12 protein-coding genes are annotated in these 12909 nt (G+C 70.3%); 6 read left to right on the top strand and 6 right to left on the bottom strand.

Going from position 1 to position 12909, the window contains the following annotated elements; genetic code table 11:
* Window positions 1–4: 4 nt before the first annotated feature.
* Window positions 5–514 (bottom strand): toxin-antitoxin system HicB family antitoxin, encoded by a 510-nt coding sequence (locus AB0I42_RS17240; RefSeq protein ID WP_357538403.1) that lies wholly within the window; start codon window positions 512–514, stop codon window positions 5–7.
* A gap of 141 nt (window positions 515–655) precedes the next feature.
* Between AB0I42_RS17240 and AB0I42_RS17235 the strand changes: the two genes are divergently transcribed.
* Both AB0I42_RS17235 and AB0I42_RS17230 read left to right on the top strand, forming a co-directional pair.
* Entirely contained in the window at window positions 656–1621 is a 966-nt protein-coding gene (locus tag AB0I42_RS17235; protein WP_357538402.1) for a DUF2267 domain-containing protein, read from the top strand.
* 29 nt (window positions 1622–1650) lie between these two features.
* Window positions 1651–3069, top strand: coding sequence for an RtcB family protein (locus tag AB0I42_RS17230; protein WP_357538400.1), 1419 nt, complete (start codon window positions 1651–1653; stop codon window positions 3067–3069).
* Window positions 3070–3107: 38 nt separating this feature from the next.
* On the opposite strand, the gene AB0I42_RS17225 is transcribed toward AB0I42_RS17230, so the two are convergent.
* The 5 genes from AB0I42_RS17225 to AB0I42_RS17205 form a co-directional block, all read right to left on the bottom strand.
* A complete protein-coding gene (locus tag AB0I42_RS17225) occupies window positions 3108–3515 on the bottom strand; it encodes an archease (protein WP_357538398.1) in 408 nt (135 codons plus the stop codon).
* Between the two features lie 84 nt (window positions 3516–3599).
* Window positions 3600–4598, bottom strand: coding sequence for a phosphotransferase (locus AB0I42_RS17220; protein ID WP_357538396.1), 999 nt, complete (start codon window positions 4596–4598; stop codon window positions 3600–3602).
* Entirely contained in the window at window positions 4595–4858 is a 264-nt protein-coding gene (locus AB0I42_RS17215) for a hypothetical protein (RefSeq protein ID WP_357538394.1), read from the bottom strand. The genes AB0I42_RS17220 and AB0I42_RS17215 overlap by 4 nt, the downstream gene beginning before the upstream one ends.
* 221 nt (window positions 4859–5079) lie before the next feature.
* Window positions 5080–7290, bottom strand: a complete 2211-nt coding sequence (locus AB0I42_RS17210; protein WP_357538393.1) for a hypothetical protein — start codon at window positions 7288–7290, stop codon at window positions 5080–5082.
* 392 nt (window positions 7291–7682) lie between these two features.
* Window positions 7683–8459: a GntR family transcriptional regulator gene (locus AB0I42_RS17205; protein ID WP_357538391.1), complete on the bottom strand. Its 777-nt coding sequence runs from the start codon at window positions 8457–8459 to the stop codon at window positions 7683–7685.
* A gap of 229 nt (window positions 8460–8688) precedes the next feature.
* Here AB0I42_RS17205 and AB0I42_RS17200 point away from each other — a divergent pair, with 229 nt between their 5' ends.
* From AB0I42_RS17200 to AB0I42_RS17185, 4 genes are read left to right on the top strand one after another with little or no spacing between them, the layout of a single operon-like run.
* Window positions 8689–10176, top strand: coding sequence for an FGGY-family carbohydrate kinase (locus AB0I42_RS17200; RefSeq protein WP_357538388.1), 1488 nt, complete (start codon window positions 8689–8691; stop codon window positions 10174–10176).
* Between the two features lie 41 nt (window positions 10177–10217).
* Window positions 10218–11087 (top strand): ABC transporter permease, encoded by an 870-nt coding sequence (locus AB0I42_RS17195; RefSeq protein ID WP_357538386.1) that lies wholly within the window; start codon window positions 10218–10220, stop codon window positions 11085–11087.
* Window positions 11084–11890, top strand: coding sequence for an ABC transporter ATP-binding protein (locus tag AB0I42_RS17190; RefSeq protein ID WP_357538384.1), 807 nt, complete (start codon window positions 11084–11086; stop codon window positions 11888–11890). Before AB0I42_RS17195 ends, AB0I42_RS17190 begins: the two co-directional genes overlap by 4 nt.
* The gene (locus tag AB0I42_RS17185) at window positions 11887–12894 is read left to right on the top strand and encodes an ABC transporter substrate-binding protein (RefSeq protein WP_357538382.1); all 1008 of its coding nucleotides are present in this window, start codon (window positions 11887–11889) and stop codon (window positions 12892–12894) included. The genes AB0I42_RS17190 and AB0I42_RS17185 overlap by 4 nt, the downstream gene beginning before the upstream one ends.
* Window positions 12895–12909 lie beyond the last annotated feature (15 nt).

Below are 12909 nucleotides of genomic sequence, written 5' to 3'. Positions count from 1 at the left end.
CGGGTCAGCGCACCCAGCCGGTGAACCGCTGGCCGTGACCGGTGGCGCGGTGGCCGGATGTCGCGTTGCGGCCGGGTTCGAGCGCGGCGGCGGCGGCCCGGACGAGCCAGGCGTTGACCGAGAGCCGTTCCTGCCCCGCGGCCTCCTCGATCCGGGCCTTCAGCTCGTCGGGCAGGCGGACGTTGATCCGGGACGTCCCGCCGCCGCCGCTTTCGTCGAAGGTGGGCGCCGGTGGGGCGGGCACGGGCTCCTCCGGCGCCCCGGGGGCGGGGCGGGCCGGTGTGACGACGAAGTCCGGGTCCCGGCCGCGCAGCCGCAGGTGGACCGAGCCCGGCGCGAGGTCGCGGGTGATCTCGGCGGTGGCGGCGGACAGCGCTTCCAGCAGGGTGAGCCGGATCGCGGATTCGAGCGGGGCGGTGAGGCGTTCGGCGAGGGCGCGCGCGTCGTCACCGCCGGCGTCGGCGGCGACCGCGAGTTCCCGCCGGAGCAGGTCGACGTACGGCGTGAGTTCCATGTGAGCCACTATGGCACCACTCTGGCTCAGACTGCAAGCAGGTTGGCTCAACCCGGCACACACTGAGCCACGCACGCCGTCCCCCACTACCCGGACGCATATGTCCGGGCGGGACGGGCAGTCGGCGGTATGGCCAAGGAGATGGAAGGCGACAACCAGAAGCGACGCACGCTCGCCGCCGCCGCCCGCGAACAGGGCCGCACCGCCAGCGGGGCCGGGGCCAGCCTCGGCGGCTCCAAGCAGCGCGAACACGCCCGACGCAACGAACGGGCCGGCCCGCAACCGGCCGGCGCCCGCAAACCCGGCCCACGGGCACCGAGGCCGGACCTGCCGCCGGGCCCGCAGACACCCCGCCCGCCGCACTCGCCGCCGTACGGCGACACGGTCGCCGACCCCGGCGTCCTGCGCCTGCGCTACCGCGAACTCGTCAGCGAGGTCGGCGACCGCACCGGCGTCGGGTTCGACCAGGCCAAGGGCGCCGCCCGCGCCACCGTGGGCGTGCTCGCCCGCGCGCTGCCCGAGAACGACAAGCAGCGGCTGCTCGACGCCCTGCCGGCCGAACTGACCGACGGACAGGACGTCAGCGAGCCGTACTACGGCCGTGGCCTGTCCGGGTTCGTCCAGCAGGTCGCCGGCCTCGCCCAACGCCCGCCCGAACAGGCGCTGCTCCAGACACAGGCGGTGCTCGGCGCCATCGCCGCCCAGGACGGACACCTGCTCGACTCGCTCGAACTGCCGGACTTCCTCACCGACCTCACCCACCCACCGGCACCCGGCGGCGGCCTGGTCGGCACGAACCGGCACACCGCCCCGCTCGACGAGGACGAACTGATCGCCGCGCTGCGCCGGCTACCCGGCTGGACCGGCAACGTCAGTGCGCTGACCCGCACCCTGACCCTGCCACCCGACCAGCTCGACCGGGTCCTGGCCCGCCTCGACCAGCTCAAGATCGACAGTGGGCGCGGCCCACGGATCAGCCGGCCCGACGACTGGACCGCCCAGTTGGTCGTACAGACCACGAACGCCCGCGCGGTGACCGCACTCGACGTCGACCTCGCGGCGCTGATCAACGACGCCATCGACGAGGCCGCCGCCGGCCTGGCCTAGCCCGCGCCGACACCCTGGGAGGTGGTGCCATGGAACTGGTCGAGGAGTCGCCGTACCGGTTCCGCATCGACCCGCACGGCGACATGCGGGTACCCGGCGTCGTCTTCGCCTCCCGGTCCCTGCTGCCCGACGTCACCGCCGACAAGGCGATCGAACAGGTCGCCAACGTCGCGACGCTGCCGGGCATCGTGGAGGCGTCGTACGCCATGCCCGACGTGCACTGGGGCTACGGGTTCCCGATCGGCGGGGTCGCCGCGACCGACGTCGCGACGGACGGCGTCGTGTCGCCCGGCGGCGTCGGGTTCGACATCTCCTGTGGCGTACGGCTGCTCGCCGCCGACCTGGACCGCGCCGAGTTGCCCCGGGTGCGGGAACGGCTGATGGACGGCCTCGACAGGGCCGTCCCGCGCGGCATGGCCAGGGGCGCCGTCTGGAAGATCGACGACCGCGCCCAACTGAACGAGGTGCTGCTCGGCGGTTCGCGGTACGCCGTCGAGCAGGGCCACGGCGTCGAACGCGACCTCACCCGCTGCGAGGACCACGGCGCCGTGTCGGACGCCGATCCCGACCAGGTCAGCGACCGGGCCGTACAGCGCGGGCAGGGCCAGGTCGGCAGCCTCGGCTCCGGCAACCACTTCCTGGAGGTGCAGGCGGTCGACCACGTCTACGACGACGACGCGGCGGAGGCGTTCGGGCTGCGGCCCGGCCAGATCTGCGTCATGGTCCACAGCGGTTCGCGCGGCATGGGACACCAGATCTGCACCGACCACGTACGGGTCATGGAGCGGGTGATGCCCCGCTACGGGATCGACGTACCGGACCGGCAGCTCGCCTGCGCGCCGGTCTCCTCGCCCGAGGGCCGCGCCTACCTGGGTGCGATGGCCGCCGCCGCCAACTACGCGCGGGCCAACCGGCAGCTGCTCGGCGAGGCCGCCCGCCGGGTGTTCGAACGGACCGTCGGCCGCCGCCTCGACCTGGTGTACGACGTCTCGCACAACCTCGCCAAGATCGAGTCGCATCGGGTCGACGGCACCGACAGGCAGCTCTGCGTACACCGCAAGGGCGCCACCCGGGCCCTGCCGCCCGGCCACCCCGACCTGCCCGCCGACCTGGCAGGCGTCGGGCAGCCGGTGCTCATCCCCGGCTCGATGGGCACCCCGTCCTACGTGCTGACCGGGGTCGCGGGCGCCCCGGCATTCGCCTCCACCTGCCACGGCGCCGGCCGGGCGCAGAGCCGCACGCAGGCCGCCAAGTCGGTGCGCGGCAAGGACCTGCGCGACCAACTGGAGGCCCAGGACATCTCGGTACGCGGCGCGTCGATGCGCGGGCTCGCCGAGGAGACGCCGCAGGCGTACAAGGACGTGTCCGCGGTCGTCGGGTCGGCCGAGGGCGGCGGCCTGTGCCGGCGGGTGGCCCGGCTGGTCCCGGTCGGCGTGGTCAAGGGCTGACGGCGCTGGTCATGCCGTCGGTGGCCATCCGGCCGCCGTCACACGTCGAGGGTCACCGCGCACGACCAGCCGTCGGCGCCCGGGGCGAACCTCAGTTCGTGCAGCGACACCGCCTTCGGCACCGCGCCCACCACCTCGACCCGGTCGGGGTCGGCCATCCGCAGCCGTACCTCGAACCCGCCGTCGACGGCGGCCACGTCGGCGGACGCCGGCAGCCGGCCCTCGGTGTCCATCCGGAAGATCACCTCGTCGAGTACGGCGACCAGCATGTCCTCGTCGGTGCCCGGGTCGACCCGGAACTCCACGACCGGCCCCGCCGAATCCGCCGGCACCTCGGCGAAGCTGGCGACCATGCCGGCGACGGCCTCCGCCACGCAGCGCTCGCGGGCCGGCGCCCACGCCTCGACGCGTACGTCGGCGGTGTGCGGCACGCTGCGGTGGCCCACCGGTCCCAACTGCCGCCCCCTCCGCGTAGCCCTTCGCCGCCCATTCTCGCCGCCATCGGCGCGCCCGGGCAGGCGAACGGCGGGCTACCCGTCCCGCAGCGCCTGGGCCGGCAGCCCGTACGGCCCGAGCACGCCCTCGACGTAGCCGAGGTTCTCGGCCCGCTCCGGCGGGTCGAGGGTCGGGTCGAGGGCGACCAGGGCCAGGTCGGTGACGTCTTCGAGAGCGCGGGTGCAGCGGTAGTAGGCCAGCAGGTCCGCATCGGGCTCCACGGCCCCGTAGCCGTCGAGGAACCAGCCCTGCTGCACGGCCGTGGCGGGCGCGAACGGCAGCACTCCCCCGCCGAGCACGAACATCAGGTCACGTTCCGGCGGGGCGAGTACGGCGTCGTCGAAGTCGATCAGGACGACGGACTGGTCCCCGGTCGCGATGACGTTGCCGAGGTGCGGGTCGGCGTGGCACGGCACCGGCGCCGGCAGGTCGGTGCGGCGGCGCAATTCGGCGGCCAGCCGCACGGCCCGGTCCCGCACCTCGACCAGCTTGCCACGACCGGCCGCCCACCCGTCGGCCAGCCGTTCCTGGATCTCGTCGGCTCCCCGTCCGACACCGGTCACGGCGTGGTCGGCGGCGTCGAAGGCACGCACCCAGCGGCTCGGGTCGTACGTCTCCGCCGGCACCGCCGCCCGCAGATCGTCGTCGACCGGGAGCCGGTGCAGGCGGGCGAGCAACCGGCCGTACGCGGTCCACTGCTCCCGTCGCAGCGGACCTTGCAGGGCCGGCGTGCCGGTGACCCAGCGGGTGACCGACAGGCGCCGTCCGGCGACCTCGGTCCACAGTCGACCGTCGCGGGTACGCACGACGTCGGCGACCGTGCCGGGTGCCACGACCGCGAGCCCTCCCGGGATCACCAGGCCGGCCGCGGAGTCGTTCGCCGACCACTTCACGGCGAAGTCGGTCCCGGCGACGTCGGTGCCCCGGAAGAGGTCGGCGCCTCGGTCGGCACCGGTCTCGACGGCGCGGACGTCGGTCAGCTCGATCCCGAAGTGTTCGGCGACCCGGCCGGCGACCTGCCCGACGGCGCTCACCGCGCCCCGGCCACGTCGACGTGATGCTGGGACTCATCGAGCCGGTGCGGCCGCTCGACCGCGCCGCGTACCTGCCGTTCGGCGACGACCCGCAGCACGCCTGCCTTGGCGAGGATGCCGACAGGGTGATACAGGGGAGCGACCGGCACATCGACGATCAGTTCACGGAGCTGGCCGGTGGTCAGCTCCCGGCCAGGGTAGGCCCGCACGGTCCGCCACCACACCGGATGCAGCACGTCGTTCAACGGCTGGTCGGTCATCTGCCACCCAATATTTCCAGGCCTGGGAACAATTGGCACCACCGTACCGATGACCGGCATACCTTGCCGCACAGCCTTCGGGCAAGCCGGAGGTACGCAACGCAGTGGACGGCCGAGCCACTACCAATATGACGCCGTCACCGACGAAGCCGCCGTCCGTCAACACCCCGCACTGTCAGCGCAGGTCGTCACACACCTGCCGATCGAGTAACGCAACCCGGCTAGCGTGTGACTGCCGAAGCGGGAACAAAGCCGCTGAAGCCCTTCCATACGTCGAGCAGGTACCACTCGCCGTCCAGCAGGACACCCACAGGAGGGTGAGGATGTTCGACTCCGCTATAGGGGACGCCTTCGCCTGATCCGACAGTTATGCTCTGCGCGCCATGATCAGGTCGTTCCCGAACCACCGTGCCTGGAGCAACCTCTAGACCATGGCCCGGCTGCAGCGGTGCAATTTCGACGGGCTCGCACATCTCGAAGGCGTTCCCGCCGCAGTACTCCCAATGGGAATGCGTGTACCCTTCTCGCCCCATCACATATACAGAGTAAAGCGGCTCATGGCTGACGAATTGCTCCGTGGCGATGATCTCCTTGAAGCCGTCCCTGCCAGGACGCGTCGCCACCATTGCCCCCGGCATGGCATCTGCCGAGCCGAACATCGCCACATCGTCATAGTTACCCAGTGATCTCGTCAGATACGTCGTGGTCCAGCACCCGCCAGAACCACAATATCCTGGCGTTCGATCGACAACAACAAAGTCAATCAGGGTGTCGTCGTTAAGATCGTCGATCACGAGAACCTGGAAGTCGAGGTCATCCAACTCGCCTCCCCAACTCCGAGCAGCATTGAGATACCTTGCGGTATACCATTCCTCGAATGCTTTCTGCTGCTGCGCTTGCGACAGTTGCTCCTCGGCCGACATCGTCGGCGAGGGCGACGTAGGCGACAGCGAAGCCGATGGTTCAGGCGCGGGTCTGGCGATGCGCCACAGATTGACCTCCACCGCGGGGAGATCTATCTTTGCGGTGTCTTTCCATTTAAGGAATCCGCGGCCAAGTCTCGCACTGAACTCGACTGTCGGAGCCGCCTTGAAGTCGCCGCGAAACTCGGTCAAATTGCTGATGAGCGTCGGGCCGGCCTTAATATTCAAGGCGATCGCGAGCTTTGCGACGCCGACGGGATCCTGACCTGTCAGTTCCGCTTGAAACTGGGCACTGGCACCGAACGAGACCTCGACCTCGGGTATCGCCGGCGCTTCTCTGGTTTCTTTGCTGGTCAGGAACCGGTCCCCGTGAAATCCGCCTTCATTGGAGCGATAGCCCACCTCGAACCCGAGCGAGGTCTGCGTCTCGATGGCAGCGGTTCTCCAACTCCCCTTCGACTCCACGAACGCTTCTCCAGCGATCTTGAACTCGCAACCTAGTCGGATCGGGCCAATCCTGACGATTCGGGCTAGCACGCTTTCGCAGCCCAGCCCAACCTTGCGCTCGGCCGTGACAGCACATCTGAGAGCCATCTCGAACTTGGCTTCCACGCTCTCCTTGACCGTCAGCGTCGCACCCGCAGAGACCGATACTGTCGGGCGGACAATGCCGTCCCACGAAAACTCACCATCGAGTTCAAGGTCGATATCGTCGAGCCGGTATTGAATGTTGCCCACGGTGCGCCTCTCGCCCGGCAACCGTCCGTCCTCGGATTCGCCTGGTGAGACTTCGCCTCTGGTGCAACCATGATCTTCTTCAAGGTTGAGCGAATGATTGAACTCCACGAGCGGGTCGGGCTTGGCGTCCGGCGTGAAGGAAGCCGGACGCAGGATTGTGAGCCCTTCGACCGTGTCGAACCTGACAACCCCGGCGGGTAGTGCCGCATCAAAGGTCGCAGGCTCGGTGTCCACGACGATCTCGTCCCCACGCGGGGTTACCGCTGCTATCCGGCGAACCAAGAGGTGGGGTACGCGTTCGCCTTCGCCGGAAATTAGATGATCACCTGGCTGCAGATCCGCCGCCTGCGGCGACTTGGCGGTGAACACGATCTCCAGATCGCGCACCCGCACGATGGTGGGGTCATCCGGATCGAGAACCTCGGTCGTGTCCGGGATCGCGACCCGGTAAGGTGCGGCAGTCATCGTGGTTCGCTCCGGCTTCACCACCACCTCATACTGGTCATCAGCCGGATGAAATGTGATGCCCGAGCCCTTCACCGACCCGATCTTCACCCTGTATGCACCAGGAGACACTGGCCGCTCGTCGGTAGTCGTGATCGTATAGTCGACTCCGTCCGGCCCAACAATCCCCACATGCGCCGCCACGTCAGGCGGCAGCCCAGTAATCTCCACTCGCAGCCGCGTCGGCTCCGGCCCCGTACTTGCCACGAGGCTGACCGACGCCAGCAGGACAACAACGACCGACAGGCTTACGCGCCGAAGCGCCATCGGACCTCCCCAAAGGCGTCGCGTTCGTCACGCATGCTATGCGCGACGTACGACAACCATGCAGGTACTCCAGATGCTGAACAGTCGGGTGACATAGTTGCCCACGGATACTCCTGAAGCAGTGCAGTCCGACGCACAGATCGAACCCGCGTTCACGCGGTACACGACGCCCACCCGTCCACGGCGGGCGGATGATCGATCGATCAAGATATCCGCCTCAGATGCCCTGTGATCGTTTTGGCAGTTTCCCGAGCAGCGGCGGTCGATACCGTACGCCAAAAACCTGACGGCCGATGGGCGGCGGGCAGGGCGGACCCGGTGAGCGTGTTCCAATCTCACCGGGTTCCCCCACCCGAGCCACCTGACCAACACCGTGACCGATGGTCAGAGCACTAGCGACCGGCGGTCAGCGCAGTCAGGCCGAAGGTGCCGGACTGCCGGTGGGCCGACAGCGCCGGATCGGCGGAGGCGGTCAGGCACAGGACGTCCGGGCGGAAGACGAGGCGCCCGGTGGCCACCGCGTACGGCCCCGCCGCGTAGAGCTGACAGTCGATCACCAGTAGTGGCGCCCCGACCGCGACGTCCAGTTCCCCGGCGAGGGTTTCGGTCGCAGCCTCGGCGGTGATGGTGTGGTCGCTGCGGGTCAGACGGATGTTCTCCGTCTCCCGCAGGAACGTGGTGATGCCGTCGGTCAGCGCGTTTATCCGCACCGGCTGCCCGTCGAACGCCCCGGGCAGCCGGTGTTCGAGCCGGGCGGCGGCCCGCCCCTCGACCTCGTAGAGGCGCACCGCCCGGTAGACCGCTTCGCCGCGGGCCACGCCGAGCAGGGCGGCGTCGTCATCGTCGGCGGTCTCCCGCGCGATGTTGACGGCCCGTACGGCGTAGTCGGCGCCGGCCTCGGCGAGGAAGTCGGACAGGGACAGGATGAGGTCGACCGGATAGGCCAGCGAACCGGCGTGGGCGGCCCGGGCCGGCGCGGTGATGAGGGTGCCGACGCGGCGCCGGCGCACGATCTCACCGGCGGCCTCCAGCCGGCTGAGGGCGTCGCGCAGGGTGCTGCGGGACGCGCCGACCAGTTCGCAGAGCCGCTGTTCGGGGGGCAGGCGGGTGACCCCGGTGCGCTGGTACTCCGCGATCAGCGCCCGCAGCTTCACCTCGGCTTCGTCCACCCGGCTCCGTCGGCCCGGAGTGTCCACTTCGGTCGACCGCGTCTGCATAGGCCCTCCCTCGAATGGTCATACCTTATCGGCGTACACCCGCCGCCCGCAATCCGCCCAACGAGCAGGGAAAACGCGACTCTTGACACTGGGCCAGCATTGGTCATATCTTACCGCCTAATTGATCGGACTTAACGCGACGGAAACACGTACGCGCAGGTCGGGGGCGAGGAGGTGCCAGATGACCGAGGTCCTGCTGGGCATCGACATCGGCACGTCGAGCGCCAAGGGCGTACTCGCCCACCCCGACGGAACCGTGCTCGCCACCGCCGTCCGCCCCCACCGCACCTCGATGCCGCGCCCCGGCTGGGTCGAGCACGACGCCGAACACGACTGGTGGCAGGCCGTCGTCGAACTCTCCCACCGGCTGCTCGCCGACCGCCCCGAACGGCCGGCCGCCGTCTGTGTGAGCGGGATCGGCCCCTGCGTCCTGGCCGCCGACGAGGCGTACCGGCCACTGCGCCCGGCGATCCTCTACGGCGTCGACACCCGGGCCACCGCCGAGGTGCGGGAACTGACCGACCGGCTCGGTACGGCGGCCCTGCTCGACCGCGCCGGCTCGCTGCTGACCAGCCAGTCAGCCGGCCCGAAATTGTCCTGGCTGAGCCGGCACGAGCCCGACGTCTGGGCCCGGACACGCCACTTGCTGATGGCCAGCTCACTCGCCGTCGCCCGGCTCACCGGCGAGTACGTGCTCGACCACCACTCCGCCAGCCAGTGCCAGCCCATGTACGACCTCGCCGCGAGTCGGTGGTACGAGCCGTGGTGCGACATCGTGGCCCCCGGACTGGCACTGCCCCGGCTCGCCTGGCCGGGCGAGATCGTCGGCGTGACCACCCCCGGCGCCGCCGCACAGACCGGCATCCCCGCCGGCACCCCGGTCGCCGCCGGCACCATCGACGCCTGGGCCGAGGCACTCAGCGTCGGCGTACGCGAACCCGGCGACACCATGCTCATGTACGGCACCACCATGTTCCTGGTCCAGATGCTGGCCCGGCCGCTCACCGACGCCCGCCTGTGGGCCACCCGGGGCGTCACCCCGGGCAGCGCCAGCCTGGCCGGCGGCACGGCCACCTCCGGCGCCGTCACCGACTGGTGGCGTCGCATCACCGGCGAGGACGGCTTCGACCAGCTCGTCGCCGACGCGGCGGCGACCCCGCCCGGCGCCGACGGCCTGGTGACGCTCCCCTACTTCGCCGGCGAACGGACCCCGCTGTTCGACCCGGACGCCCGCGGCACGATCCTCGGCCTGACCCTGCGCCACGGGCGCGGCCACCTCTACCGGGCCGCGCTGGAGGCGACCGCCTACGCCGTCCGGCACCACCTCGACGCCTTCACCGAGGCCGGTGCCGCACCCGGCCGCCTGGTCGCCGTCGGCGGCGGCGTACGCGGCGGACTGTGGACCCAGATCGTCTCCGACGTCACCGGCCGCCCCCAGGAACTACCCGAGCAGACCATCGGCGCCAGCTACGGCGACGCGCGCCTGGCCGGCGAGGCGGCCGGCCTCGTCGAACCCGACGCCCCCTGGGCCCGTACCGCGCGGGTGGTGGCGCCCCGGGCCGAGCACGCCGAGGTCTACGACCGCCTCTACCGCGTCTACCGCGCCGCCTACCCGGCCACCCGTGACCTCGCGCACGAACTGGCCGCGCTGCAACACGCCACGAGTTGAGTTCCGGACCCCCACCTGCCTCGCTGGTGACAGGAGAGAACATGCCCGAAGTCGTCATCGCCTCCGGCCGGCAACGACCGGACACCGGACCACCGCCACCGCCGGGGCCGCCCGCCGGCCCGGCGAAGCGCGGCGGCCCACGCCGGGGCCTGGCCCGGCTGCGCGGCGGCCTGCTCGGCCTCGCCGGCTTCCTCGGCCTCGTCCTGGTCTGGCAGATCACCGCCGCCGCCGAGGTCGTCGGCAACGGCCTGCTGCCCACCCCCGGCACGGTGTTCGAGGTCATCTGGACCGGGCTGGGCAACGGCCTCGCCAACGACGTCCTCATCAGCAGCCGCCGGGTCGTCGTGTGGGTCTCCGTCGGCATCGCCGCCGCAGTGCCGGTCGGCTTCCTGCTCGGCTGGTTCCCCATCGCCCGCGCCGCGCTCAACCCGCTGGTCAACTTCTTCCGGGCACTGCCACCGATCGCCCTCGTGCCACTGGTCATCGTCTACTTCGGCATCGGCGAACTGGCCCGCGGCATCATCCTGATGTACGCCGCCTTCTTCGCCACCGTCGTCATCGTCTTCGAGGGCATCGCCGGCATCGAGGACAAGTACGTACGGGCCGCGCAGACCCTCGGCGCCAACCGCATCGAGGTGCTGACCCGGGTCGTACTGCCGTTCTCCGTACCGCACATCCTCACCGCCGCCCGGGTCTCGCTCGGCATCGGCTGGGCGTCGCTGGTCGCCGCCGAACTCGTCGCCGCACAGGACGGCCTCGGCGCCGTCATCCAGAACGCCGGCAACTTCCTCGACATCCCCCGGGTCTACGCCGGGATCATCCTGATCGGCCTGTGCGCGCTGGTCATGGACGCGGTACTGCGGTTCATCTCGGTACGGCTCGTGCGCTGGCAGGACAGGGGGACCCGGTGACGACAACGGTCAACAGCGGCGGACTGACCCTCGACCGGGTCAGCAAACGCTTCGGACGCGGCGCGGCGGCGGTCACCGTACTCGACGACGTCGCGTTCGACGTGCCCGAAGGTGAGTTCGTCGCCGTCGTCGGCCCGAGCGGCTCCGGCAAGACGACGCTGCTCAACACCGTCGCCGGCTTCGTCGACCCCGACGCCGGCCAGATCCTGGTCAACGGCAAGCCGGTCACCGGCCCCGGCCCGTCGCGGTGCGTGGTCTTCCAGGAGTACGCGATCTTCCCCTGGCTGACCGTACGCAAGAACATCGAGTTCGGGATGCGCCTGCGGGCCCGCCGCCGGCCCGCCGCACAGCGCCGCGAGATCACCGACCGGTACCTCGAACTCATGGGCCTGACCGCCTTCGCCGACGCGCTGCCGAAGACCCTCTCCGGCGGCATGCGCCAACGGGTCGCGCTCGCCCGCGCCTACGCGGTCGACCCGGAGATCCTGCTCATGGACGAACCCTTCGCGGCACTCGACGCGCAGACCCGGGAAACCATGCAGGAAGCCCTCCTGGAGATCAACCAGAAGGAGCGGCGCACCGTCCTGTTCGTCACCCACCAGGTGGAAGAGGCGATCTTCCTCGCCGACCGGGTCGTGGTCATGTCCGCCCGTCCCGCCCGCGTGCAGGAGATCGTGCCGGTGCCCTGGCGCGGCCCGCGCAACCACGAGCTGAAGACCAACCCGGAATTCATCGAACTACGCCGGCACATCGAGACGATGCTGCGCGGCGGCACCCCCACACCCCGGAAAGAGACGACATGAACCGACGAATTCTCGCGGCGGTGACCGGACTCGCGCTCGCCCTGTCCATCACCGCGTGCGGAACCGACGACGACGCCACCGGTGACGGCGGCACCCAGAAGGTGAAGGTCGGCTACATCGCCGGCCCCGCCCCCGGCATGCACCTGCTGCTCGCCAAGGAACGCGGCTACTTCGCCGAGGCCGGCCTCGACGTCGAGACGGTGCCGTTCCAGACCGGCATCTCACTGTCGAACGCGCTCACCGGTGGCAGCGTCGACGTCGGTGTGATGGGTGCCGTCATCGCCAACTTCCCGGCCCGCGGACAGGGCAAGGTCTTCCTGCTCAACAACCTCGAAGCCAACATCCAGCAGATCTGGGCGGCTCCGGACAGCGGCATCAACTCCATCGCCGACCTGCGCGGCAAGAAGGTGGCCACCACCACCGGCACCGCCGCCCACCTGCTGCTCCACGTCGCGCTCGCCGAGAACGGCATGACCACCGACGACATCGAACTGGTCAACCTGGACATGCCGGCCGTCGCCAACACGTTCGTCACCGGCGGCGTACCGGCCGCCGCGCTGTGGGCCCCGTTCGACAACCAGATCAAGGAACGCCTGCCCCAGGCCCGCATGATCGGCACCGCCGAGCAGTTCCAGCCGAAGTCCGCGATCACCGGCGGCTGGGTCGCCAACAACAAGTTCCACGCCGAGAACCGCGACGCCCTGGTCAAGATCGCCCAGGCCTGGCTGAAGGCCAACGACGACATCGTCACCGACCAGGCCGGCGCCTTGGCCGCCGGCTGCCCCAGCCTGTCGGAGTTCATGACCACCGAGGTCTGCACCCAGATCTACCAGCAGGCCCGCAGCTACCCCAACACCGAATGGGCCACCTACTACGCCGACGGCACCGTCGCCGACTGGGTCGGCCGGATGGAACAGGTCTTCGTCGACATCGGCGCGCTGCCGGCCTTCGTCGACCCCGACCAGTTCCTCGACACCACCGTCTTCACCGACGCCAACAAGTAGGCGCCCCCGGCGCCC

The sequence above is a fragment of the Polymorphospora sp. NPDC050346 genome (assembly GCF_040655695.1).
GTDB classification, from domain to species: Bacteria; Actinomycetota; Actinomycetes; order Mycobacteriales; family Micromonosporaceae; genus Polymorphospora; species Polymorphospora lycopeni.
The sequence above is the reverse complement of the archived record's forward strand: the minus strand, read 5'-3'. Positions and strand labels throughout refer to the sequence as shown.